Annotated in this window: 19 protein-coding genes; 13 read left to right on the forward strand and 6 right to left on the reverse strand. The window is 68.2% G+C overall.

Annotated features, from left to right (window positions below):
* Nucleotides 1-43: 43 nt before the first annotated feature.
* Both MP11Mi_RS12670 and MP11Mi_RS12675 read right to left on the reverse strand, forming a co-directional pair.
* Nucleotides 44-1,252 (reverse strand): THUMP-like domain-containing protein, encoded by a 1,209-nt coding sequence (locus MP11Mi_RS12670; protein ID WP_420039268.1) that lies wholly within the window; start codon nt 1,250-1,252, stop codon nt 44-46.
* Nucleotides 1,253-1,256: 4 nt separating this feature from the next.
* Nucleotides 1,257-2,570 (reverse strand): outer membrane protein assembly factor BamB family protein, encoded by a 1,314-nt coding sequence (locus MP11Mi_RS12675; protein ID WP_420039269.1) that lies wholly within the window; start codon nt 2,568-2,570, stop codon nt 1,257-1,259.
* 99 nt (nt 2,571-2,669) lie between these two features.
* On the opposite strand from MP11Mi_RS12675, the gene MP11Mi_RS12680 reads away from it, so the two are divergent.
* Nucleotides 2,670-3,407, forward strand: a complete 738-nt coding sequence (locus tag MP11Mi_RS12680; protein WP_420039270.1) for an acyltransferase — start codon at nt 2,670-2,672, stop codon at nt 3,405-3,407.
* A 29-nt stretch (nt 3,408-3,436) separates the two neighbouring features.
* On the opposite strand, the gene MP11Mi_RS12685 is transcribed toward MP11Mi_RS12680, so the two are convergent.
* The 3 genes from MP11Mi_RS12685 to MP11Mi_RS12695 are packed head-to-tail and all read right to left on the reverse strand — an operon-like array spanning nt 3,437 to nt 7,001.
* Nucleotides 3,437-4,687, reverse strand: a complete 1,251-nt coding sequence (locus tag MP11Mi_RS12685; protein ID WP_420042090.1) for a glycosyltransferase family 4 protein — start codon at nt 4,685-4,687, stop codon at nt 3,437-3,439.
* An 8-nt stretch (nt 4,688-4,695) separates the two neighbouring features.
* The gene (locus tag MP11Mi_RS12690) at nt 4,696-6,219 is read right to left on the reverse strand and encodes a glycoside hydrolase family 57 protein (protein ID WP_420039271.1); all 1,524 of its coding nucleotides are present in this window, start codon (nt 6,217-6,219) and stop codon (nt 4,696-4,698) included.
* A gap of 14 nt (nt 6,220-6,233) precedes the next feature.
* Complete coding sequence (locus MP11Mi_RS12695) at nt 6,234-7,001, reverse strand: class I SAM-dependent methyltransferase (protein ID WP_420039272.1); 768 nt, start codon at nt 6,999-7,001, stop codon at nt 6,234-6,236.
* 167 nt (nt 7,002-7,168) lie between these two features.
* Here MP11Mi_RS12695 and MP11Mi_RS12700 point away from each other — a divergent pair, with 167 nt between their 5' ends.
* The 11 genes from MP11Mi_RS12700 to MP11Mi_RS12750 all read left to right on the forward strand — a co-directional run bounded on the left by MP11Mi_RS12700 (nt 7,169) and on the right by MP11Mi_RS12750 (nt 21,146).
* The gene (locus tag MP11Mi_RS12700; protein WP_420039273.1) at nt 7,169-7,954 is read left to right on the forward strand and encodes an electron transfer flavoprotein subunit beta/FixA family protein; all 786 of its coding nucleotides are present in this window, start codon (nt 7,169-7,171) and stop codon (nt 7,952-7,954) included.
* A gap of 48 nt (nt 7,955-8,002) precedes the next feature.
* Nucleotides 8,003-8,959, forward strand: coding sequence for an electron transfer flavoprotein subunit alpha/FixB family protein (locus tag MP11Mi_RS12705; RefSeq protein ID WP_420039274.1), 957 nt, complete (start codon nt 8,003-8,005; stop codon nt 8,957-8,959).
* 186 nt (nt 8,960-9,145) lie between these two features.
* Nucleotides 9,146-10,006, forward strand: a complete 861-nt coding sequence (locus MP11Mi_RS12710; protein WP_420039275.1) for a GNAT family N-acetyltransferase — start codon at nt 9,146-9,148, stop codon at nt 10,004-10,006.
* A 5-nt stretch (nt 10,007-10,011) separates the two neighbouring features.
* The gene (locus tag MP11Mi_RS12715; RefSeq protein ID WP_420042091.1) at nt 10,012-10,854 is read left to right on the forward strand and encodes a lysophospholipid acyltransferase family protein; all 843 of its coding nucleotides are present in this window, start codon (nt 10,012-10,014) and stop codon (nt 10,852-10,854) included.
* Between the two features lie 80 nt (nt 10,855-10,934).
* Nucleotides 10,935-12,407, forward strand: coding sequence for an MFS transporter (locus tag MP11Mi_RS12720; RefSeq protein WP_420039276.1), 1,473 nt, complete (start codon nt 10,935-10,937; stop codon nt 12,405-12,407).
* Nucleotides 12,408-15,893, forward strand: coding sequence for a BTAD domain-containing putative transcriptional regulator (locus tag MP11Mi_RS12725; RefSeq protein WP_420039277.1), 3,486 nt, complete (start codon nt 12,408-12,410; stop codon nt 15,891-15,893).
* Nucleotides 15,894-16,008: 115 nt separating this feature from the next.
* Entirely contained in the window at nt 16,009-17,388 is a 1,380-nt protein-coding gene (locus tag MP11Mi_RS12730) for an FAD-binding oxidoreductase (protein WP_420039278.1), read from the forward strand.
* 60 nt (nt 17,389-17,448) lie between these two features.
* Complete coding sequence (locus MP11Mi_RS12735) at nt 17,449-18,672, forward strand: cysteine desulfurase family protein (RefSeq protein ID WP_420039279.1); 1,224 nt, start codon at nt 17,449-17,451, stop codon at nt 18,670-18,672.
* On the forward strand, nt 18,672-19,775 hold the full coding sequence (mnmA, locus tag MP11Mi_RS12740) for a tRNA 2-thiouridine(34) synthase MnmA (RefSeq protein ID WP_420039280.1): 1,104 nt from the start codon (nt 18,672-18,674) through the stop codon (nt 19,773-19,775). Before MP11Mi_RS12735 ends, mnmA begins: the two co-directional genes overlap by 1 nt.
* On the forward strand, nt 19,772-20,797 hold the full coding sequence (locus MP11Mi_RS12745; RefSeq protein WP_420039281.1) for a uroporphyrinogen decarboxylase/cobalamine-independent methonine synthase family protein: 1,026 nt from the start codon (nt 19,772-19,774) through the stop codon (nt 20,795-20,797). Before mnmA ends, MP11Mi_RS12745 begins: the two co-directional genes overlap by 4 nt.
* An 82-nt stretch (nt 20,798-20,879) precedes the next feature.
* Entirely contained in the window at nt 20,880-21,146 is a 267-nt protein-coding gene (locus tag MP11Mi_RS12750; RefSeq protein WP_420039282.1) for a hypothetical protein, read from the forward strand.
* A 5-nt stretch (nt 21,147-21,151) separates the two neighbouring features.
* Here MP11Mi_RS12750 and MP11Mi_RS12755 read toward each other — a convergent pair whose 3' ends face one another.
* Nucleotides 21,152-21,556: an MmcQ/YjbR family DNA-binding protein gene (locus tag MP11Mi_RS12755; RefSeq protein ID WP_420039283.1), complete on the reverse strand. Its 405-nt coding sequence runs from the start codon at nt 21,554-21,556 to the stop codon at nt 21,152-21,154.
* Nucleotides 21,557-21,690: 134 nt separating this feature from the next.
* Here MP11Mi_RS12755 and ligA point away from each other — a divergent pair, with 134 nt between their 5' ends.
* Complete coding sequence (gene ligA / locus MP11Mi_RS12760) at nt 21,691-23,706, forward strand: NAD-dependent DNA ligase LigA (protein ID WP_420712879.1); 2,016 nt, start codon at nt 21,691-21,693, stop codon at nt 23,704-23,706.
* Nucleotides 23,707-23,710: the final 4 nt, after the last annotated feature.

Consider the following 23,710-nt stretch of genomic DNA (forward strand, 5'->3'; position numbering starts at 1 on the left):
CGCCGGTGGTCTCGCCGCGACTTAGCCCCGGACTGATCCGGGGCTAAGCGCGTACTCCGGGCTCGCAGACGAATGCGACACCGGTGCGGCCGATTCGGGTCAGCACGAGGGCCATCGGTGTGGACCCTTTCAACTTAAGCTTGCGGCGTAATCGGTCGGGATCGATGTCGAGGCCGCGGACCAGGATCTCCAGGCTGCCGCAGTCGTGGGCGGCGAGCGCACTTCGCAGCCCGCGCTCGCTGACACCGAGCCGGTCGACGATCCGGTGCCCGCGTGCTCCCGCGGGTATCGTGGCGCCGGTCAGGTAGGCGATCTGCGGGTCGAGTTGCCGTAGGTGGTGCCGATGCGCGTAGTGGCGGACGAGTCCGGCGCGCACCACCGCACCGTCGGGGTCGATAATCCAGTCGTCGACACCGGACTCGTCGATGTCGTCGGGGTCGTCGGAGGTCAACTCGTCGACGTGTACGGCGCCGTCGCCGCCGGTTCGCATGACGGTGGCGCGGCGCTCCGGTAGATCGTCGGATTCGGTCCACAGGCACGCTTCGCGGACACCGCCGTCCAGGGACGTCACCTGCACTGCAGCTTCGACGCCGAATCGGTCGCGCAGCATCCGGTAGTCGACGCCGGGGGAGCATTTGACGACGAGCGGTCGCCCCGCATAGACCGACAGCAGTTCCAGGAGCGGCGGATCGAGTTCGTCGAGGCGGAATGTGCGGCCGCGCGCGGTGCGCCGTGCAGGGTCGGCGATCACGACGTCGGCCTGTGAGCAGGGGGCGAGCGCGTCTGCCCGTACCAGTTGCACTCCGGACCGTCCACGTAGGTTGTGGGCGGCCATCGCGAGGCGGACCGGGTCGATGTCGCTACCGACCACACCGGCCAGCCCGTCCGCTGCCGACAGTGCGAGCATCTCTGCGCCGATCGAGCACGTCACGTCGTGGACGACGGCACCGGGATGGCGTCCGGCGATGTCGGCGGCGCGGTGCGCGGCGACGGCCGACGGCGTGGACTGTTGCAGCGAGGTGTCGCTCAATAGCAGTACGTCGGGATCGTCGAGCTTTCCGACGGCGCGACGCCGCGCGCGTACGGTCTCGACGAGTGCGGCCTCGTGTGGTGCGTACCGTCCGCGCAGGGTCGGCACGTCCTTCAACAGTGACGCATCGGTGAGCGGAAGTCCGGCGGCGTCGGCGAGCGCCTCGGCGCCTCGTGTCGAGGTGAGGAACGCGACGTCGTCGACGTCGAACTCGTACGCCATGACGTCAGGGACGTCGGTCGAAGAAGTACACGGTCCCGCCCGTGACCGAGACGACGAGCTGACCGGTCGCCGACACGGCGACACCCGTGGAGAACCCGGATGCGTCCGGCAGCGGCAGTGACCGTTTCGTCTTGCCGGTCTTAGTGTCGAACTCGGTGAGTACCAGCTGCTGGTCGGCACCTTCGCGGACGACCGTCCAGACGGTGCCTGCCGTCGTCTGTGTCCCGACGCCCGCCGACGCGACGTCGTCGCGGCGAGCGACCTCGGTGACGTGGTCACCGTCGTCGTGCAGGATCGTCAGCGGTGAACCGAGACTGCCCGCGGGGACGATCGTGCCGTCCGGCGCCACCGACAGTGTCGAGAAGCCTGCATCGTCGAGCCGGTGCGACCAGCGGACGCGACCGTTCGACGCGTCGACCGCGTACAGCTTGCTGTCGCGGCCGAACGCGTAGGCGGTCTTGCCGTCTGCCGACAGGCTCGCCGGTCCAGCCATTCCTCCGCCGAGGTCGGCGGTCCACAGCGTGTCGACTTTCTCTTCGCCTGCGGCGTCGACGTAGGTCAGCGCGGTGAGCTGAGAGTTCTTGGCGCCGTTCGGGAAGACGTTGAGGAACGCCCGCTTTGCCGCCACGTCGACCGCGGGTGGTGCGGCGATCGCGCACTCCGGGCCGCCGTCGACACACTCGTCGACACCCGCGGTCGGATCGGACGCGGTCGGCTTGGGCCGCAAACGCTTCTGCGGCGCCGCGAGCTTGCCCGTCTGCGCGTTCACGAGCATCACCTGACCGCCGGTCGTGGCGATGAGCACGCGTCCCGGACCGGCCGATTTCGCCGACAGACCCAGACCTTCGGTGCGCAGGCGCCATCGGATCGCTCCGCCGCTGCTGTACGCGAAGAATTGGCCGGGCTTACCGATGTACGGCTGGCCCAGCTGGTCGTAGAAGGCCGTGTTGATCGCCGACTCGTTCCCGAGACGTTTGCAGAAGTTCTTCCGGCCGGACCGCGGATCGAGCACCTGGAAGTCGCATCCCGCTGGCGCCTGCGATGTGCTGGCGACGTCGCCGCCACTGTTGATCGCGACCTGTGCCAGCATGCGTCCGCCCGCAGGCCGCGTCCACGACAGGTGCAGATCCTCGGGGATCTGCGGATAGGCGAAGTTCGCGTTGGCGCCGTTGCCGCCGTACGACGACCAACCAGCTGACGGCTGGGCCCGGAGATCGTGATGACCGTCCGAGCAGGCGGTCGCGAGCAGCGCCAGAACAGCTGCCAAGGCTGCGAACACCAGGCGTGAACTGCGTCGTCGGCGGACTGCCTGGGTCATCGTGCTCCTGATGTCGGTGGACGGGGCTCGCGGACGACTCTATCGTGTCGCCTGATCCTGATTCCGCAGGCCGGGCGCGGTCCATTAGGGTTTGTCGTCATGACCACGATGTGGAACGCGTCCTACCGTTCGCGCCGGCGGGCCGGTCGACGCCGGGATCCGGAGCAGGCCCGATTCCTGACGCTCGACTCGTTGCGTTGGATCACCCGCAATCGCGCCTGGACTCCCTGGTATCTGGTGCGCTATTACCGGCTGGCGAAGTTCCGGCTCACCAACCCGCACGTCGTGCTGCGCGGCATGGTGTTCCTCGGCAAGAACGTAGAGATCCACGCGACTCCCGAACTGTCCCGCATGGAGATCGGCCGGTGGGTGCACATCGGCGACGGGAACGCGATCCGCTGCCATGAGGGCAGCCTGCGGATCGGCGACAAGACAGTGTTCGGTTGCAACAATGTGGTCAACGCATACCTCGACATCGAGATTGGCGGGTCGACGCTCGTCGCCGACTGGTGCTACATCGTCGACTTCGACCACGTCACCGACCACATCGAACTGCCGATCAAAGACCAGGGCATCGTCAAGGGGCCGGTCCGTATCGGCCCCGACACGTGGGTGGCCGCGAAGGTGACGGTGCTGCGCGACACAGTCGTCGGACGCGGCTGCGTCCTCGGCGCACACGCTGTGGTGCGCGGAGAGATCGCCGACTACTCGATCGCAGTCGGCGCTCCGGCCCGCATCGTCAAGAATCGTCAACAGGCGTGGGAGGCCGGCGCGGAGCAGCGTGCGGAGATCGAGCGCGCACTAGCCGACATCGAGCGCAAGAAGAGCCGGGGCTAGTCGAGGGGGATGGCGACGAGTGGCCGCGGCTAAACGTCGACGTTCGGGTCGCGATCAGGCATTGGCCGCAATGGGATCTCCGGTCGCGCGCGCACAGATCGCTCGCATCGGCGCGCGCTCGCATATACCGCCGCGGTCCGCTGCGCGACGACCCGCCAGGTGAACTCCTCGGTGAGCCGTTCGGCCGCGCGACGAGCACGAGTCGCCGCGACCTGTGGACGGTCCAGAAGGTCGCAGACGGAGTCGGCGAGGCCGATCGGATCGAACGGGTCGAACGTCCACCCGGTCTCGCCGTCGGTGACGGCTTCACCGAGACCTCCCGCGGTCGATGTAACGAGCGGGATGCCGGTCGCGGCGGCTTCGAGGGCGACGATCCCGAACGGCTCGTAGCGGCTGGGCAGGACGATTGCGTCGCACCGATGCATCAAGGCGACGAGCTGGTCGTGATCCATCGTCCCGAGGAACGTGACGGCACCGACCACGTCGTGGGTGCGAGCGAGTTCGTGCAGCCAGCCGAACTGCGTGCCCTCGCCCGCGATCCGCAGCGTGGTGCCCGGGTGCGCGCGGCGGATCACAGGTAGCGCCGCGATCAGGTCCTGCACACCTTTCTCGTATTCGAGGCGTCCGGCGAACAGCAGTTCGGGGGGACCGGCATGCGCGGCGCGTGGGGCGAAACTCCAGGCGTCGACGTCGATGCCGTTGTGGATCACTGAGATCGGCGCGAGGTCGGGGCCGAACAGTCGGATCGCTTCTTCGCGCATCGACGCCGAACACGTGATGAGGGAGTCGGCGTCGCCCGCGAGCCACGCCTCGACCGAATGCACCTGGCGGTTGACGTGCCCTGCCACCCAGCCGCTGTGCCTGCCAGCTTCCGTCGCGTGCAGCGTCGCGATCAGCGGGACGTCGAAGAACTCCGCGAGCGCCACCGACGGGTGCGCCACCAGCCAGTCGTGGGCATGGACGACGTCCGGCGACCAGCCGCGCCCGAGGAGTCGTAGCCCGGCACGGATGAAACCGTGTCCCATCGCGAGCGTCCACGCCATCATGTCGACGCCGAAGTCGAATTCGGGCGGGTCCTCGGCGACGGCGATCACCCGCACACCGTTCACGACGGCGTCCGTGGTCGGGTGAGTCGAAGCGTCGGTGCCCGACGGTCGGCGAGTGAGGACGGTGACGTCGACGCCCAGGTCGGCGAGTGCTTCGGCGAGGTGGTGCACGTGCCTGCCGAGACCGCCGACGACGACCGGCGGGTACTCCCACGAGACCATGAGGACCTTCACTGGCGTGTTCACCGCTCCTCCACACGTCGGGCGTCGAGGGCGCCGAACAGATTGTCGGCGTTGCGCCATCCACGAGCCAGGCGCAGGGCCCGCTCGTCGTGGCCAGTATCGGACGCCGCGCAGATCTCTCGGGTGGCGTGCGCGTGCTTGTACGCGCGGTCGTGCGCGTACCCGGCGGCCGTGTCCTTGGAGACCATGAACGGCCAATCCGACTGGACGGTCATCAGTGTCTCGCGCAGGAGCTGGTCGGCGACCTCGTCGCGGGCCCGAGGTGCGGGGCCCGACGAGACCCGCTTGTCGAGGCTGTCCAGCGCGGTCGCGGTGACCTCCTCGTTCAACTGCACCAGATGCTGCACCTGCGGTCCTTCCCAGACTCGCCAGTCCTTCCCCGAGCCCCACGATGAGTCGGGAAGGTCCACCGGTTCGCCGACATAGCCGTCGCGCCGGGCGGTCTCCAATGTGCCGACGGTGACGCCGGCCTCGGGCAGTCGTCGGAGCAGGCGCTCCAGCCAGATCGGCCCCTCGTGCCACCAGTGCCCGTAGAGTTCGGTGTCGAAGGCAGCGACGACGAGCGCCGGGCGACCGATGCGGTCGGATTCGGAGACCAGACGTTCGCGCACCGCGCCGACGAAGTCGTCCACGTGCTTGTCGATCGCCGCGTCCACGCGCGCCGGGTCGTACGGTTTCTTCGCATCGGCGGGCACCGTCTTGCCGGTGACACGCACCGACTTGAAGCCCGTCTCGTGGTCGTAGGTGTGGAAATCGCGGTAGTCGGCGTGCCCGGGATACCCAGACTTCGGTGACCACACCCGGTAGCTGACCGTCAGGTCCCGACCGAAGGCGACGACGTCGCTGTCGCCGACGGGACGCCCGAGCGCGGTGTCGCCGTGCAGCGTCGGACCGTCGACCATGAAATGCCGGACCCCGGCCGCGGCGTACTCGGACTCCATGCCCGGCGTGTACGCGCATTCGGGCGCCCAGATGCCCGACGGCGTCGACCCCCACCGAAGTTGTGCGTCCGCGAGTCCCTCACGCAATGACAGACGCCGCAGACGCGGATCGAGAAGCGGTTGGAACGGGTGGGCGAGTGGGCCGCCGAGCAGTTCCATCACGCCGGAGGACGTGAGCGAACGGATCTGCGGGCTCCCGCCGTGCCGCCAATGCGTCTCGAAGTCGGCGAGCGCCGCTGCGGCCGTACGGAACTCCCGTGTGCCCGACTCGGCGCGGTCCCGGTCGCGGGAGGTGGCGGCCTCGATCGCCCGCAACTGCCAGTCGGCGAGCCACTCGTACATGGACGCCGCCGCATACGGGTCGTCGAGTTGGGCGGCGAGTACCGGGGTGATACCGAGTGCGAGCTGATCGGTGAACCCGTCGTCGGCGAGACGCCGCAACACCCCGAACACCGGAAGATAGCTGTCGGCCCACGACTGGTAGAGCCACTCTTCGCCGACGGGCCACCGCCCGTGATTCGGCAGCCACGGCAGATGCGAGTGCAGGACGAGGGTGAATTGGCCGGGTACGCGGTCGGGCATTCGTCGCCTCGGGTTCAGTAGCGTGCGGCGACGGCCAGCAAGTCGAGGCTGGCGTCGATGTCGGCGTCCGTGGACAGACGGATGTCGAAGTCGGCGACCGTGATGCCCGCGACGTCGTCGGCGAGCTCGTCCGGCCACGGTTCGCCCGCGAGAGCGCGATCGATCTGCGCGTCGATGATCGAACCGCCCCACTTGGCGTCCAACTCCTGCAGTCGTTCGCCGTGATAGACACCGAGCATCGCGACGAGGTCGAAACCGTCGTCCGACAGCAGTTCGGCGAGGTCACTCGCCGACAGTTCGCGAGTGTGGAACGGGTTGAGTGGAGTGTCGCGGCCAGGGGAGAAGGTGATCCGGTTCGGGGTGCTCATGAACAGTTCACCGCTGCCGCGCAGCACGCGGTGGCATTCGCGGACGAATTCGCTCTGATCCCACAGGTGCTCGATGACTTGGAAGTTCACAATGGTGTCGACCGAGTTGTCGTCGATCGGGAGGTCGATCAGGTTGCCTTGGTGGACGGTGAGTTCCGGATACGCGCGGCGAGTGTGGGCGACGGCCTGCTCGTCGTAGTCGACGCACGAGACCGATCGGGCGGACCGTGCGATCATCGACGCGCCGTAGCCTTCGCCGGATCCGGCCTCGAGGACGTCGCGGCCCGCGCAGCGCCGCAAGATGTACTCGTAGGCCACCTCGTGGCGCCGGAACCAGTAGTTCTCGGCGGGGATTCCCGGGACGGTTCGCTCGCCGGTGAGGGCGAGCTGATCGGCGGCCTGCGGTTCGCTCATTTGCACGAGGGTAGTGGAACGGGTTCTCCCCACTTGCACCGCGCTATCCGCGCGTATGAGAGACGCCACGTTCTGTGGCGCGGTGTACAGCGGCTAAGGTGATAATGACCCAGGGCCTTACCCGCCGGTAAGTTGCCGAACCCGACGCAGGAGGTCGACGCAGACCCATGACGAATATTGTCGTTCTGATCAAGCAGGTTCCCGACACCTGGTCCGAGCGAAAGCTCGCCGATGGCGACTTCACGCTGGACCGCGAAGCTGCGGACGCTGTTCTCGACGAGATCAACGAGCGCGCGGTCGAGGAAGCACTGCAGATCAAGGAGCGCGACGGAGGCGAGGTGACCCTCCTGTCGGTCGGTCCCGACCGCGCGACCGACGCGATCCGCAAGGCGCTCTCGATGGGCGCCGATAAGGCGATCCACATCAAGGACGATCTGCTGCACGGCTCGGACGCCGTCCAGACCGCATACGTCATCGCCAGCGCCCTCGGCACAGTCGAAGGCGTCGAGATGGTCATCGCGGGCAACGAGGCGACCGACGGTCGCGTCGGCGCCGTCCCGGCGATGGTTGCCGAGTACCTGGAGCTCCCGCACCTGACGCACCTGCGCAAGCTGGAGGTCGAGGGCGAGACCTTGCGCGGCGAGCGCGAAACCGACGAGGGCATCTTCCACGTCGAGGCCACGCTGCCCGCGATCGTCTCGGTCAACGAGAAGATCAATGAGCCGCGCTTCCCGTCCTTCAAGGGCATCATGGCCGCGAAGAAGAAGGAAGTCGCTGTCCTGACTCTGGCCGAGATCGGCGTCGACGCCGACACCGTCGGCCTCGCGAACGCGGGCAGCACCGTCACCGGTGTCACCCCGAAGGCCGCGAAGTCCGCAGGCGAGCGCGTCACCGACGAGGGCGACGGCGGCGTGAAGGTCGCTGAATACCTGGTCGGCCAGAAGATCATCTGATCCCCGCCCCAGTTCCAGCGACTACCAAAGACATTCAGGAGAACAATCATGGCTGAAGTACTCGTGCTCGTCGAGCAGGATACCGAGGGTGGGCTGAAGAAGGTCACCAGCGAACTCATCACCGCCGCCCGCGCTCTGGGCAGCCCGTCGGCAGTCGTCGTCGCCAAGTCGGGCGCAGGCGCGGCAGTCACCGGTGCCCTCGCCGAGGCCGGTGCCGAAAAGATCTACGTCGCGGAGTCGGACGAGGTCGCGAACTACCTCGTCTCGCCGAAGGTCGACGTACTGTCGTCGCTCGCCGAGTCGACCGGTGCGGCAGGCGTGCTCGTCGCCGCCACCGCAGAAGGCAAAGAGATCTCGGGCCGACTTGCGGTTCGTCTCGGCTCGGGTCTGCTGACTGACGTCGTCGACGTCCGTGAGGGCGGCGTCGGCATCCATTCGATCTTCGGTGGCGCGTACACCGTTGACGCGCAGGCTGGCGGCGACACCCCGGTGATCTCGGTCCGTCCGGGCGGCGTCGAAGCCGCACCGGCAGCAGGCGCTGGCGAGGTCGTCAACGTCGAGGTTCCGGCGCATGCCGAGAACGCCGTCAAGATCACCGGATTCGAGCCCAACGTCGGCGGAGACCGCCCGGAGCTCACCGAAGCGTCGATCGTCGTCTCCGGCGGCCGCGGTGTCGGATCTGCCGATCAGTTCAGCGTCGTCGAGGCCCTCGCGGACTCGCTCGGTGCGGCCGTCGGCGCCTCGCGTGCAGCGGTCGACTCCGGTTACTACCCGGGTCAGTTCCAGGTCGGTCAGACCGGTAAGACCGTCTCGCCTCAGCTGTACATCGCGCTCGGCATTTCGGGCGCCATCCAGCACCGTGCGGGCATGCAGACATCGAAGACCATCATCGCCGTCAACAAGGACGAAGAGGCGCCGATCTTCGAGATCAGCGACTTCGGCATCGTCGGTGACTTGTTCAACGTCGCCCCGCAGCTGACCGAAGCGGTCAACAAGCGCAAGTAATCACGCGCTGATCGACTCGACGATGACGCCCGGCCGGATTCCTCCGGCCGGGCGTCGTCGTTGAGCGTCGCGGTCTAGTCGGTGTAGCTGTCGGGGCGGTCGGTGTGGCCGTCTGTTCACGTGGCGGGTGTGGACACGTCACTCCGCCGTGTCCAGTAGGTTCCCTCCGTCTCGTTGACTGCAGGCATGACAGTGATGAGTTCGGCAGAGCAGATGAGTTCGGCAGGGCACACGAGTTGGTCAGGGCGCACGAGGTCGCCAGGGCGCACGGTCCTGTTATCTGGTGGCGACTACGAGGTCGCAATCAGCGAGGACCACCACGATGTCGACGCGGCGCAGCGGCTGCGGTACGACGTCTTCACCAACGAGCCTGGCTACTCCGACGCGATCGGTGACGTCGAGTCGGGGCGCGACCGCGACCGTTTCGACGACTACTGCGAACACCTGCTGGTCCACCACCGTCCGACGGGCGCTCTCGTCGGGTGCGCCCGAGTTCTACCGCCGCCGCGCGCCATCGCCGCAGGCGGTTGGTATTCGGCAGGCGAGTTCGATCTCGCGCAACTCGACGACATCCGCGGCGAGACTGTCGAGATGGGGCGCGCGGTCGTCGACCCAGGCCACCGCAGCGGCTCGGTCACCGCGATGTTGTGGGCGGCGCTCCTGGGCTACCTGGAAGACGGCGGCTACCGCTACATGATGGGTTGTGTGTCGGTGCCGCTCGACTCGCCGCTGGGCCGTGGGCGCGAACTCCGCGGTATCCGCGACCTCGCGCGCGACCGGTACGCCGCGCAATGGGAGGTGTTCCCGCACATCGCCGTCGACGTCGGCGGCAAGACACTCGACGAGCTGGAGCCACCGGCCACGCTGAGGCTGCCCGCGCTACTGCGCGGCTACACGCGACTCGGTGCGCGAGTCTGCGGCGAGCCGGCCTTCGACGACGTCTTCGACGTCGGTGACTTCCTCACCGTCCTGGACCGGACGCAAGGCGAAGCGCGGTACGTCGAACGTCTACGTGGCGCGATGACACGTCTCAAGGGCACGGATTGACCGACGTGAACCAGTGGGTGCCCGCCAGTCCGTGCGGTGTCGACTGTGTGCCGACGACTCCGCGTGCGTCGCGCCTGCGGATCGGGGCCCGGATCATCGCGTTCGGCATAGCCGTCGTCTTCCTACTCACCGTCGGTCTGCTGAGTTGTCTATTGCCGCGCCGCGCTCGGCACAGTTACTGGCGGGTGAGCGCCCGACTGTGCCTGGCTTCGATGGGTGTCCGACTCGATGTCGACGATCGACGACCGGCCGGGGCGAGGCGCCTGCGGGGAGCGTTGATCGTCGCCAACCACATCTCCTTCCTCGACATCGTCGCGGTGGCCGCCGTCGCGCCGGCACGGTTCGTCGCCAAACGGGAAGTGCTGCAGATGGCGGGCTTCGGCTATGTGGCGAGACTGTTCGGCGTGTTGCCGCATGTGCGCGGCGACCTGCGACGGCTCGCCCCGATGATCGCGCGCGTGACGGACGTCCTCGACCGTGGGCGGGCCGTCGCGGTGTTTCCCGAAGGCACCACGTGGTGCGGTGGCGCGGCGGGACGGTTCCGTCCGGCGTTCTTCCAGGCGGCCGTCGACGCGGGTGTCCCGGTGCTGCCGATCCGGCTGGCGTACAGCGAAGTCGGCCGTCCAGCGGCACTCGCCGGATTCATCGGTGACGACACGGTCGGGTCCACATTCACCCGGATCGTGTCGGCATGCGATCTCCGGGTGACGGTCACCGTCTTCGATCTGCAACTTCCGGTGCCAGGTCGGCAGGAGTTGGCGGACGCGGCACAGCGACTGATCAACCCGACCTCCGGTCTGTCCGACCGGATGGTCACCGCGCCGGTATCGGAGCAGACCGTGGCGTGACCGGCGGGCCAAGCCTGCGGCAAGTCAGCTCCAAGCACCTGTCGTGACGCTGTCCTCATCGACTACTCGAGAGGACTCTCATGACTGACACGACACCGCGGTGGGGCGCTCGCCGCCGGATCACCCTCGCCGTAGTGTGCGCGGCCACCGCGATGCTGATGCTCGACATCGCGGTCGTCAACACCGCACTCCCGGCGATCTCGCTCGACTTCGCCGCCGATCTCGGCGCCCTCAAGTGGGTCATCGACGGCTACACGTTGGCGCTGGCCGCCACCGTGCTGAGCGCGGGAGCGTGGGCCGACCGCGTCGGACGACGACGGGTGTTCATCGTTGGCGCGATCGTCTTCACCGTGTCGTCGGTGCTGTGCGCGAGCGCCGACCGGATGGCATTCCTGAACGCGGCCAGGGTGGCGCAGGGGCTCGGCGCGTCACTGCTGTTCGCGACGTCGCTCGCGCTCCTGGCGCACGCGTTCGACGACGGGACGAAGGCTCGGACGACTGCGTTGGCCGCCTACGGGGCAACGATCGGCGCCGCGTTCGCCGTCGGACCGCTGCTCGGCGGCGTGCTCACCGAATGGGTGGGCTGGCGAGGCATCTTCCTGATCAACGTGCCCGTCGGCGCGCTGATGCTCGCCGCGCTCCGGTGGATCGACGAATCACGCAGTGCCGCGCCGCGTCGGGGCGACTGGCTCGGGCAACTGACAGCGATCGTCGCTCTCGCAGCGCTGACCGGCGGCTTCTTCGAGGCGGCCGACAACGGCTGGTCCGCGGGGCGCACCCTGGTGATGTTCGCGCTGGCCGTCGCCGCGCTCGTCGCGTTTGTCGCAGTGGAGGTGACGGTCGCCGAGCCGATGCTGCCGCTGGGCTTGTTCGCCACGCGCGCTTTCGCCGGCGCACAGTTGGCGACGTTCTCGATCTCCGCGTCGATGTTCGCGGTGTTCGTCTACGTGACGCTGTATCTGCAGGGTGTGCTGGGGATGTCGCCCATCCAGGCTGGGCTCGTGTACCTGCCGGGTACCGCGATGATGCTCGTCGTCGCCGGTGCGACAGACAAACTGATGAACGTCGTCGCACCGCGAACTCTGATCACCCTGGCTCTGTTCGGCGTGGCGGGTGGCATGGCGTGGATGACGGTCGCGTCTGTGGACAGCAGCGGATGGAATCTGGTGCCGGGCTTCCTCCTCGCCTGTGTCGGGGCCGGAGTCTTCAACCCTGTCCTGTCCGCGATCGTCTTGTCCGAGAGCGACAGTGACGATGTCGGGCTGGCAACCGGCGTCAACGACGTCTTCCGGCAGTCGGGAATCGCCTTGGGCGTCGCGGCCCTCGGGGCGGTGTTTCCGGCGCAGTCGGCGTTCACGCCCGACTCCGCCCAAGAGTTCACCGATGCGCTCGTCGTCGCCCTATGGATCAGTTGTGCCGTCGCGCTCGCCGGTGCGTTCGTCGCGGCCGCGACGCTGGGGCGGGCCAGCCTCCGTCCGGTTGCCGTCCGATCGGAGGGACTGTCGCAAACCGGGTCGCCGACCCGTGATTCGCGCCGTAGGATCGCTTCGTGAATGAGCGAGTCGATGCGTGAGTATCGGACCCTCGGCCCCCTGACCGTCATCGGTGACGGTGTCCCCGTGGACCTCGGCCCGCCGAAACAGCGCGCAGTCCTGGCGGCGCTGCTGCTCGGTCGAGGGGCCGTCGTGTCGAGGGACCGACTGGTGGACGCAGTGTGGGGTGAGACGCCACCGACTGCCGCGGACACCAGCCTGCAGGCATACATCTCCAATTTGCGCCGACTGTTGCGCGACGCGGACGGCGAGGCGTCGCCGATCCAACGAGTAAGTCCGGGCTACCGACTCGATGTCGGTGACGGGGCACTCGACGTCGTCAACTTCGAGGATCTTGCGCGTACCGCGCATCAGGCACGCGGCGAACAGCGGTGGGACGACGCGGAGTCGGCGTCGGCGGAGGCCGCGAGCTTGTGGCACGGTAGCCTCCTCGCCGAGTTCGGTGACCACGAATGGGTATCGGTTCCGGCCGCGGCGCTCACCGAGGTACGCCTCGGCGTCACCGAGGTCCACGTGACCGCACTGCTCGCGAAAGGCGAGATCAGCTCGGCGCTCAGCGAGGTCGCGTCGTTGCGGTCCGCGGACCCACTGCGTGAGCGGGGCGTCTGGCTGCACATGATCGCGCTCTACCGTGCGGGCCGGGCGGCCGAGGCATTGGCCGTGTTCACCGAACACTCTCGAACGATCGGCCACGAACTGGGTCTGGATCCGAGTGCCGAACTCGGTGACCTGCAGGGCGCGATCCTTCGGCACGACCCGGAGATCGCCGCATGGCCGCGGCCCCCGCATTGGGCGGGTGCCGAACTGACGCGGGAGCCCGTCGCCCGGCGGGCCCGGCACGATGATCCGGTTGCCGCCGACGACACCGCTCGTGACCTGCCTGCACCACTCGTCGGACGGACCGCGCTCGTCGAGACGATCGGCCAGTTGTACGCACCGGGCCGATCCGGGACCCGCTGGCTGGCGCTGGTGGGCCCGGCAGGCATCGGCAAGACCCGGCTCGCGCACGAGGCCGCCCGACTGGCCGACAATCGCGGCGAGACGACGGTGTGGGTGCGCTGTCCCGATACCGAGGGCATTCCCGCATGGTGGCCGCTGCGCCAGTTGTGCCGAGAGTTGGCCTGTGACCCGGACGAGATGCTGTCGATCCCGGCGGGCGTCGACGCCGACACCGCGCGGTTCGTCGTCTACGAACGAGTGCAGAAGCTGTTGGAGGTGACGGCCGCTGACGAACCCGTCACCCTCGTCGTCGACGACGTGCAATGGGCTGATGCGATGACGTCCGGCCTACTCGGCTACCTGTCGTCGGTGATGCGGCACACACGTCTCACGGTGATCCTGACGGTTCGTGAGGAGGAGACCGGCCCAGCCACCCGCCGGCTGCGCGATGCGCTGATCCGTGCGGGTGGCGACGTGGTGCAGGTGCCGCGACTGACTCGCGACGAGGTCGCCGACCTGGTGCGGATGGTGACCGACGAGCGTCTGTCGGCGGTCGACGCCGCCGAGATCACCGTCCGTACCGGCGGTAACCCGCTGTTCGTCACCGAGTACGCCAGGCTTCCGGCGACCCAGCGCGCCGAGCTGATGCCGGAGGCCGTTCGGTCGGTGCTGGGTCGACGCCTCGACACGCTGGATCCACCGGTGCGCGAGGTGATCGGCTACGCCGCGCTGCTCGGCGAGGACATCGACGTCACCCTGCTCGCCCGGGTGATGGATCGCCCGACCGGCGACGTCGCCGACTGTCTCGACGAGGCCGCCGACGAGCGGATCGTCGTATGGGAGATTACGGGCGGGCAGCCGGCGTTCGCGCACGCCCTGTTGCGTGAACAGGCGACCTCGTCGCTGGCCCCGCTTCGACGGTGCCGCATGCATCAGCGGATCGCCGACGTACTCGGCGACGAGGACGGTGCCGGTGCGGTCCAAGCTCGCGCCGGACATCTGCTGGAGGCGCTACCGGTGGCCGAAGTCGAGGCCGTCGCGACAGCCTGTCGTGTCGCCGCGGAGGAAGCCACGGTCCGGTGGTATTCGGAGAACGCGGCCTACTGGTACGGCTGCGCGTTGGCCACGTACGAGTCGAGTGCGGGGCGCGACGTCGACCTCGCGCAGCGCGACGAACTGTTGGTGGCGATGCTGCGGGCGCACGCACGCGCCGGGCGCGCGCAACTCGTGCTCGACACCGTCGAAGCCCGACTGCGCGACGCCGTCGCCGACCAGACCGGCGACACGGCTGGACGCCTGGCCCGGACGCTTCTGCGGGCGGGCGGCGGATGGCCGTGGATGTCACCCGCTGAAGAACCGGGACCGCTGCATTCGGTGCTCGAACAGGCTGCCGAGACATTCGCGGATCGGCCGGACGCGCTCGTCGGGATTCTCGGGGCACTCGCGATCGGGCACTGTTACCACCACGACGCAGGCGTCCCCGCCGGTCTGCTGGACCGCGCCGATGCCGCTGCCGCGCGAGTCGGCGATTCAGACGCTGCCGCCGACGCGGCCCTCGCCCGCTTGATCACCTATTCGGGAGTCGCGTCGCGCGCAGCGGAGCAGGTGGAGCTGGCGCGGCGGATAGCCGACCTCCCGCACGCCGACAGTTCCCTGGACGCAGTCATCACCGACTCTGTGGTCACCATGGCGGCCCTCACGCTCGGTGATCTGCCAGGGACAGCGACGCACCTGCGTCGCGCTATCGCGGGCAGCGAACGCATGCGGCTGCCCGTCCTACGCGCCCAACTGCGGTGGATGGAGATGGCGCTCGCCGTCTGGCACGCGGACTTCGATCTCGCTCGCGAGCACTTCCGTGTCGCGATGGCGGTTCACCAGCAGACCGAGCTGTACGTCGCCGGGTCGGGCATGCTCGCGTTGATGGCGCTCGCCGGCCAGCAGGGGGTCGGGGAACTCATCGACGAGGTACTCGGCACTGACGAGCTGGGTCGGATGGACTGGGTGGCGGCGGTCGTCGCCGAGGCTCCCGACGACCAAGTGGCCCGGCTCATGGCGGCCGGGGTCGCCACAGTGGCATGGACGCAAGGTGACGAGACGACGGTCCGCGCCATGATCGATCTGTGGTCGGCGGACGATCACCCGATGTTCTGGACGTCGCTCGCTCAAGCGACCGTGCTCGCCGACCTCGTCGCCGAGTTGGGGATCGTCAACCGGGCGGTGCCATTTCTGACGTACCTGACGCCGTTCATGGGCTGCATCGCGACCGTCGGGCAGGTCGGGTGCGTTGGGCCGGTCGATCTGTCGATCGCACGGCTGCACTACCTGGTCGGGGACGCCGATTCAGGTGATGCGGCAGTCGCCCGCGCGTGGGCGCTCTGCACGACGTGCGACAGCCCGTCCGGCCTGCTCCGCTGTCGACTGTTGGCGGCCGAGCGGTCGCCCGCGGGGCCCGCGCGTGACGACGTACTCGCCGAGATCGTCGACGAGGCCCTCATCCTCAACCTGCCGAGAGTGGCGCGGAGCGCGCGAAGCCTGCTGAGTGGCTAGGTCCGGGCTCGAAGCAGGCGATCCAAGCGCATTCCAAGCGGGTGGCAAGCGACGCCGGTGACGCTGTCCTCACCGCTGCGGCACCGGTGCCGCAGCCGACGAAGAGGAGCGCGCCATGACCACCGAATCGACACGCAGTATCGACCGAGCCGACATCGCGACGTTGCGCGCGGCCGTCCGCGGCGCCGTGCACCGGCCCGCCGACCCCGGCTACCAGACGATCGCGTTCAACGTTGCCGTCTCGCGCAGGCCGTGGGCGGTGGTCGACGTCCTCGACGCGGACGACGTGGCGGCCGTCGTCGAATTCGCCGCGGTCAACGCGATGACCGTCGCTGTGCACTGCACCGGCCACGGAGCTACGCCGATCGACGGGACGACCCTGCTGGTGCGCACCGGGAAGCTGGACCGACTGCACGTCGACTCGGCGGCACGGACGGCGCGCGTCGGAGCCGGACTACGGTGGCAGTCCGTCATCGATGCGACGGCTCCACTGGGACTGGCACCGGTCTGCGGCTCGGCGCCCGGAGTCGGCGTGGTCGGGCTGCTGACCGGCGCGGGCGTCGGCCCAATGGTCCGCGCACTCGGCAGCGCCGCCGACTATGCGCGTGAGTTCACGGTCGTCACCGGAGACGGAACGATTCGTCGCGTCGCACCAGACGAGAACGCCGAGTTGTTCTGGGGGTTGCGCGGAGGAAAAGCAACGTTGGGCATCGTCGTCGAAGCGGTGATCGATCTGCTTCCGCTGCGATTCTTCTACGGTGGCGCGCTGTACTTCGACGGGGACGACGCGGCCGCCGTCCTGTATGCATGGCATGCGTGGACGCAGACTCTGCCCGACGACGCGGACACGTCCATTGCGCTGCTTCGACTCCCGGATGTGCCGGGCGTGCCGCCCGTGCTCGCTGGTCGGCTGACTGTCGCGGTACGGTTCGCGAGCCTCGCCGACCCGGAGGCAGGCGCGGCGATCCTGGCGCCGATGCGCGATGTGGCACAGCCGATCCTCGACGCCGTCGCCCAGATGCCGTACGCGGCGATCGGTGCGATCCACGCCGACCCGACCGACCCGGTGCCCGCATTCGAGGATTCCATTCTGCTCCGCGACCTCACAGCGGAGACGATCGCCGCCGTCCTCGGTCAGGTCGGGCCGACGGTGCAGAGCCCGCTGCTGATGGCCGAGATCAGGCTCCTCGGCGGAGCCTTGGCCCGCCCGGCGGCCGAGCACCGCGCGTTCTGCCACCCGAACGCGGTGGCAAACGTGCAGGTCGTCGGTGTGCTCGCCCCGCCGATCGCTGAGCTGGTTCCCGGAGCTGTGGAGTCCCTCGTGGCGGCGTTCGCGCCCTTCAGTGACGGCGCCCGACTGGCCAACTTCGCGGCGTCCTCGGACCCCGCGGTGATCGCCAGCTGTTACGACGAAGACACCCGTGCATGGTTGGCAGCCTTGGCCCGCCAACATGACCCGGCAGGCGTCCTGGCCGTAGGACAAGTGGTCCGCTGACCGGAGGCTGCGGGTGATGATTTCTTACCGTTCGCCTGCCGAGGCTATCGTGGTGTGGTCATGTCCATGCTTCAGCACTTTGCTTACCTCGACAACGCAGCTTCCACGGCCCTCGTCGGCCAGGCTCGTGCGGCCATGGAGTCGGCGTGGGCGAGGCCCGGAAACTCGTCGTCGCTGCATGGCTCCGGCCGTCGGGCGCGCCGCATCCTCGAGGAGTCACGCGAGTCCATCGCGCGTGACCTGGGGGCTCGACCGTCCGAGGTGATCTTCACCAGCGGTGGCACCGAATCCGACAATCTCGCGCTCAAGGGCGTGTACGCGGCTCGACGTCGTGACGATGACCGCCGCCGGACGGTGATCGTGTCGGCCGTCGAGCACCACGCGATCCTTGACCCGGCACAGTGGCTCGCGGATGAGCACGGCGCGAATCTCGTGGTCCTGCCGGTCGACGACACCGGAGTGGTCAGCCTCGACGCACTGCGTGAAGTGTTGGTGGCGGACGCCGAGTCAGTGGCGGTGATCTCGGTGATGTGGGCCAACAACGAGGTGGGCACCGTGCAGCCGATCGCCGACGTCGCCCGGTTGGGTGCGGAGTACGGAATTCCGGTGCATTCGGACGCCATCGCGGCCGTTGGGCACGTCCCTGTCGATTTCGCGGCGAGCGGCCTGTCGGCGATGAGTATCGCTGGACACAAGTTCGGCGGACCGCAGGGCGCGGGCGCACTCCTGTTGCGTCGTGACGTCGCATGCACGCCATTGCTGCAAGGCGGCGGACACGAGCGCGATCTGCGCTCTGGCACCCAAGACGTAGCGGCCGCGGCCGGTATGGCCGCTGCGCTGCACTGGTCGCTCCAGCACCGGGACGAGCACACCGCCCACATCGTCGCCCTGCGTGAGCGGCTCTGCGACGTGTTGACCGAGGTCGGCGGCGTCGCAGTGAACGGTGCGTTGGGACGCGGCGCCGACGCGGCGTTGCCCGGGGTCGTGCATGTGTCGTTCGATGGCTGCGAGGGCGACTCGCTGCTGATGCTGCTCGACGCCAAAGGCATCGAATGCTCAACGGGTTCCGCCTGCACGGCGGGCGTCGCGGCCGCGAGCCACGTACTGCTGGCCATGGGCTTGGACAAGGCGACGGCGCGCGGTTCGCTGCGCTTCTCTTTCGCCCACGACAACGATGACGATGATGTGACCGCGGTGGCGCGGGTGATCGACGAGGTCACCGAGCGCGCGCGGGCGGCCGGGACGCTGTCGGCGTCCGGGGCGCGAACGGGAGGGACACGGTAATGCGAGTACTTGCGGCCATGAGTGGTGGCGTCGATTCGGCGGTGGCGGCGGCGCGCGCGGTCGAGGCGGGCCATGACGTCGTCGGAGTGCACTTGGCGCTGTCGACGGCTCCGGGCGCACTCCGGACGGGTTCACGGGGCTGCTGCTCGCGGGAGGACGCCGACGATGCTCGCCGCGCAGCGGACGTCCTTGGCATCCCGTTCTACGTGTGGGACTTCGCGGACCGGTTCAAGGAGGACGTGATCGACGAGTTCGTCGCGTCGTACGCGGCGGGGGAGACGCCGAATCCGTGCTTGTCGTGCAATGAGAAGATCAAATTTTCGGCGCTCGCCGAACGTGCGCACGCTCTGGGCTTTGACGCGTTGGCAACCGGTCATTATGCGCGGTTGGCCAACGGCGAGCTGCGCCGTGCCGTGGACGCCGACAAAGACCAGTCGTACGTGTTGGCGGTGCTCGACCACGAGCAACTCGATCGGGCGATGTTCCCGATCGGTGACACCCCGAAGCCGCAGATCCGCGAGGAGGCCGAGCGTCGCGGGCTCGCCGTCGCGAACAAGCCGGACTCGCACGACATCTGTTTCATCCCCTCCGGTGACACCCGCGCATTCCTGGGCGCCCGAATCGGTGTCCGGCCGGGCGCGGTCGTCGACTCGGCGACCGGCGAGAAGCTCGCGGACCATGACGGTGTCCACGGCTTCACCGTCGGGCAACGCAAGGGGCTCGGCATCGAGGCGCCCACGGCCGACGGTGCTCCGCGATATGTCACCCGAATTGATTCGGAATCGGGCACCGTCACCGTCGGGACCGCGGTGGATCTCGACGTGTCGGCGATGACGGCGGTCAAAGCGGTGTGGACGTCGGGGACGACTCCCGTCGGACCGGTCGAGTGCACGGTGCAAGTACGCGCGCACGGTGGTCTGGCGCCTGCGGTTGCCACTCCGATTGAAGTGGACGGCCGACCGGCGGTGCGGATCGACCTACGTACCCCGCTGCGCGGCGTCGCGCGCGGTCAGGCAGCGGTCCTGTATGCGGCCGACGACACGAACGGCGACCTGGTGCTGGGCTGTGCCCGGATTGCGGACACGGTCGAGGCGACCAGGTGACCGCTCGCGTCGAGGGCATGCCCTCGGGGCTGGGCACCGGGATCGGACCCATGCCGGGGGTGGATCCGGCCGAGGCCGTCCGGATAGTCTCCGGTGAAACGGATTTCGCATTTCTACCGGAGTTGCCGGCCCGTGGGGCGGGCGCCGACTCGGTCGGACGTGCGGGAGCCGTGTTGATCGACATGCCGTTCGAGGTGGTGCACGACGTCTACCGGATGACGTCACGGCCCGGTTCGGTGACGCGGCGGGCTCGGGACTTCCTGGCGCGCGACCTCGACGCGTTGGAGGAGCACTGGGACACCGAAGGGTTGATCGACACCGGTCGTCTCCTGAAAGTGCAGTTGTGCGGTCCGTTCACCTACGGCGCTCGGGTGGAACTGCGCAACGGACACAAGTTGATTCGCGACAAGGGTGCCCGGCTGGACGTCATCGCGTCGATGGCTGACGGCCTGTCCGATCACGTCCGCGAGTTGGAGCGTCGCCTCGGTGCACAGGTCATCGTCCAATTGGACGAGCCGGACCTTGAGCGAGTGCTGAACGGCAGCGTCCAACCGTTGACGCGGCTCGACGCGATCCCGCCAGTTCCCGTGCCACTGATCGCGCAGCGTCTCGAGGAGATGGCTGCGGTGATCGGACGTCCGATGATCCTGCACGGCGGCGACCGACCGCATCCGGAACTCTGTCCGATCTTGGACTCCTATTCGGTGACGGTCGATTTCTCGCACTCGCTTCCCGACGGTGCGAAGGACCAGCTTGGGGTGTACCTCGACCAGGGCGGCATCCTGCTCGCAGGTGTCGTGCCGCCGTCGCGTCCGCTCGTCGAGCCGCGCGCGGAGGAACTCGCGCAGCGAATGGCGGTCGTGGTGGACGAGATCGGGCTTCCTCGAACAGTGCTGCGCGACAACATCATCGTCACCCCGCACACCGGTCTAGCTGATGCTTCGCCCGAGTGGGCGGCCGCTGCGTTGCGGATCGTGTCGCGGACCTCCGAGCTGATGTCGCAGGATCCGGACGCCCTGTAGCACGATGGCGGCAAGTAGCTCGAAAGATCGCCGTGGCGGTCCGCCGGACCGGACGATCAGGTGGGCGACAGTTGCCGTCTGCGTGGCGGCGCCGATACTCGCGGTCGCAGCGGCGGTCGACGGCCATTGGTGGCAGGCAGTCGTCGTTGTCGTGCTGGCCGCGTTCTATGTTCGCACCACGGTGAGAGGTCGACGCTCGCGCCGCGCGGTAAGCGAGTGGACCCCGGAACGGGTGCGCGAGGTCGTCGCCGACCCGACCGACAGTGTCCGTGCGGTGCGGGTCCTGCGCGACCGGGACAGGCGTCTGACGCTCGCCGATGCGGTCGCCGTCGTCACCGCCGCCGAGTAGGCGCGTTATTCGGCGTCGAGTGCGGCGATCGCCCGTTTCGGGGCGATCTGCCGGAACGATGCGTCGAGGAGTTCGGTAACCTCGTCCCAGCCACAGTCGTCGGGGGCATCGTGGTGGGCGAGGTCGATGCCGAGCCAGCCGTACGCTCCGACATAGGCGGGCACGAAGAACCGCTGATCCTGTACGAGTGCTTCGCGTTCGCCGGGATCCGGGATGAACAGGAGCGCGTTGTCCAACGGCGTCTTCGTCTCGCCCCTACGGGAGCCTCCGTACATCGCGAACATCTTGCCGCACCGGAACGTCGGCCGACCGTGCGCGATCTTCTCGGTGGCTTCGGGGAGCGCGAGCGCCCGCGCTCGGACCTGAGCGAGGATTTCGTCGGTGGTGTCGAACATGACCGGGTGCGGCATTCTGCCAGGATACCGGTGTCGTAGGCCTGCGATAATCTGAACGCGTGACTGATCCCCAGGTTCCTGAACCGCAGACTCGAGACGCCGATTCCGGTGACCCCGGTTCCGATGATGCTGCCCGGCAGTGGTCCGAGTTGGCCGACGAAGTACGCGGCCACCAGTTCCGGTACTACGTGCAGGATGCGCCGGTCGTCAGCGACGGCGAGTTCGACGAGTTGTTCCAACGCCTACTCGGCCTCGAAGCTGCGCACCCCGAACTTGCGGTCGCCGACTCGCCGACCAAACTCGTCGGCGGCGGCTTCTCCACCGACTTCACGTCGGTCGACCACCTCGAGCGAATGATGTCTCTCGACAACGTCTTCGACGCCGAGGAGATGCGGGCCTGGGTGTCGCGTACCGAAGCAGACGCCGGTCAGGGCATCGAATTCCTGTGTGAACTCAAGATCGACGGCGTCGCACTGGGGCTCGTCTACGAGAACGGTGCGCTGGTGCGGGGAGTGACGCGGGGCGACGGGCGGACCGGTGAGGACGTCACCCTCAACGCGCGCACCATCGTCGGCGTGCCGCATCAGCTGACCGGAACCGATGAGCGGCCCGTCCCGGAACTGCTCGAGGTCCGCGGTGAAGTCTATTTCCGCCTCGACGACTTCGCGACGCTCAACGCGTCGCTGGTCGCCGACGGCAAGCCACCGTTCGCGAACCCGCGCAACTCGGCGGCCGGTTCGCTCCGACAGAAGAATCCACAGGTCACCGCGAAACGCAATCTGCGGATGATCTGCCACGGCATCGGGAGGATAGACGGCTGGCGACCGGACTCGCTGCACGACGCGTATCTGGCGCTCGCCGAGTGGGGGCTGCCGGTGTCCGCGCACACCCGCAAGGTGACCGGAGCCGATGACGTGCTCGCGGCGGTCGACTACTGGGGCGAGAATCGGCACTCGCCGGAACTCGACCACGAGATCGACGGACTCGTCGTGAAGGTCGACGACGTGACCCTGCAGCGCCGCCTGGGCGCGACCTCACGTGCCCCGCGCTGGGCCATCGCCTACAAGTATCCACCCGAGGAAGTCACGACCAAGCTGCTCGACATCCTGGTCGGAGTCGGCCGGACCGGGCGGGTCACGCCGTGGGCGCAGATGGAGCCGGTCACCGTCGCCGGTTCGACGGTGTCGCGGGCGACGCTCCACAACGGCTTCGAGGTGGAACGCAAGGGTGTTCTAATCGGCGACACCATCACGATCCGCAAGGCTGGAGACGTGATCCCCGAAGTACTTGGCCCCGTAGCAGATCTGCGCGACGGCACCGAGCGGGCTTTCGTGATGCCGACCGACTGCCCAGAGTGCGGCACCGAGTTGGCGCCGGCCAAAGAGGGCGACAAGGACATCCGCTGCCCCAATCAGCGCACGTGCCCCGGACAGCTCCGCGAGCGACTGTTCTATCTCGCGGGCCGCGGCGCGTTCGACATCGAAGCGCTGGGATACGAAGGCGCACAATCGCTTCTGGCGAGCGGTGTCCTCACTGACGAGGGCGACCTCTTCTCGTTGACCGAGGACGATCTCCTCAAGACCGGGCTGTACACGACGAAGGACGGCGCGCTCTCGGCCAACGGCCGACGCTTCCTGGAGAACCTCGATAAAGCCAAGCAGGTCCCGCTGTGGCGGGTGCTCGTCGCCCTGTCGATTCGCCACTGTGGACCGACACCGTCGCGGGCCGTCGCCACCGAGTTTGGCTCGCTCGAGAAGATAGCGAACGCCTCCGTCGACGAGCTTGCGAACGTCGACGGACTCGGCCCGACCCGCGCACAGAGCGTCCACGACTGGTTCACCGTCGACTGGCACCGCGACATCGTCGCCAAATGGCGCAGCGCCGGGGTGTCGATGGTCGACGAACGCGACGAATCGATCGAGCGCACTCTGGATGGGAAGAGCATCGTCGTCACCGGGTCGCTCGTCGACTTCAGCCGCGACGGCGCGAAGGAGGCGATCATCGCGCGCGGCGGCAAGGCCTCCGGGTCGGTGTCGAAGAAGACCGACTACGTGATCGTCGGTGACTCGCCCGGCAGCAAAGCCGACAAGGCCGAACAGCTCGGCGTGCCCGTCCTCGACGAGGACGCGTTCAAGGTCCTGTTGGCGACCGGACACGCCGACTGATCCG

The sequence above is a fragment of the Gordonia abscondita genome (genome assembly GCF_032711245.1).
In the GTDB taxonomy this organism is placed as follows: domain Bacteria; phylum Actinomycetota; class Actinomycetes; order Mycobacteriales; family Mycobacteriaceae; genus Gordonia.

Coding starts and splice junctions, on each gene's coding strand:
- MP11Mi_RS12670 (WP_420039268.1), bottom strand. CDS start 1,252: ATGGCGTACGAGTTCGACGTCGACGACGTCGCGTTCCTCACCTCGACA.
- MP11Mi_RS12675 (WP_420039269.1), bottom strand. CDS start 2,570: ATGACCCAGGCAGTCCGCCGACGACGCAGTTCACGCCTGGTGTTCGCA.
- MP11Mi_RS12680 (WP_420039270.1), top strand. CDS start 2,670: ATGACCACGATGTGGAACGCGTCCTACCGTTCGCGCCGGCGGGCCGGT.
- MP11Mi_RS12690 (WP_420039271.1), bottom strand. CDS start 6,219: ATGCCCGACCGCGTACCCGGCCAATTCACCCTCGTCCTGCACTCGCAT.
- MP11Mi_RS12695 (WP_420039272.1), bottom strand. CDS start 7,001: ATGAGCGAACCGCAGGCCGCCGATCAGCTCGCCCTCACCGGCGAGCGA.
- MP11Mi_RS12700 (WP_420039273.1), top strand. CDS start 7,169: ATGACGAATATTGTCGTTCTGATCAAGCAGGTTCCCGACACCTGGTCC.
- MP11Mi_RS12705 (WP_420039274.1), top strand. CDS start 8,003: ATGGCTGAAGTACTCGTGCTCGTCGAGCAGGATACCGAGGGTGGGCTG.
- MP11Mi_RS12710 (WP_420039275.1), top strand. CDS start 9,146: ATGACAGTGATGAGTTCGGCAGAGCAGATGAGTTCGGCAGGGCACACG.
- MP11Mi_RS12720 (WP_420039276.1), top strand. CDS start 10,935: ATGACTGACACGACACCGCGGTGGGGCGCTCGCCGCCGGATCACCCTC.
- MP11Mi_RS12725 (WP_420039277.1), top strand. CDS start 12,408: ATGAGCGAGTCGATGCGTGAGTATCGGACCCTCGGCCCCCTGACCGTC.
- MP11Mi_RS12730 (WP_420039278.1), top strand. CDS start 16,009: ATGACCACCGAATCGACACGCAGTATCGACCGAGCCGACATCGCGACG.
- MP11Mi_RS12735 (WP_420039279.1), top strand. CDS start 17,449: ATGTCCATGCTTCAGCACTTTGCTTACCTCGACAACGCAGCTTCCACG.
- mnmA (WP_420039280.1), top strand. CDS start 18,672: ATGCGAGTACTTGCGGCCATGAGTGGTGGCGTCGATTCGGCGGTGGCG.
- MP11Mi_RS12755 (WP_420039283.1), bottom strand. CDS start 21,556: ATGCCGCACCCGGTCATGTTCGACACCACCGACGAAATCCTCGCTCAG.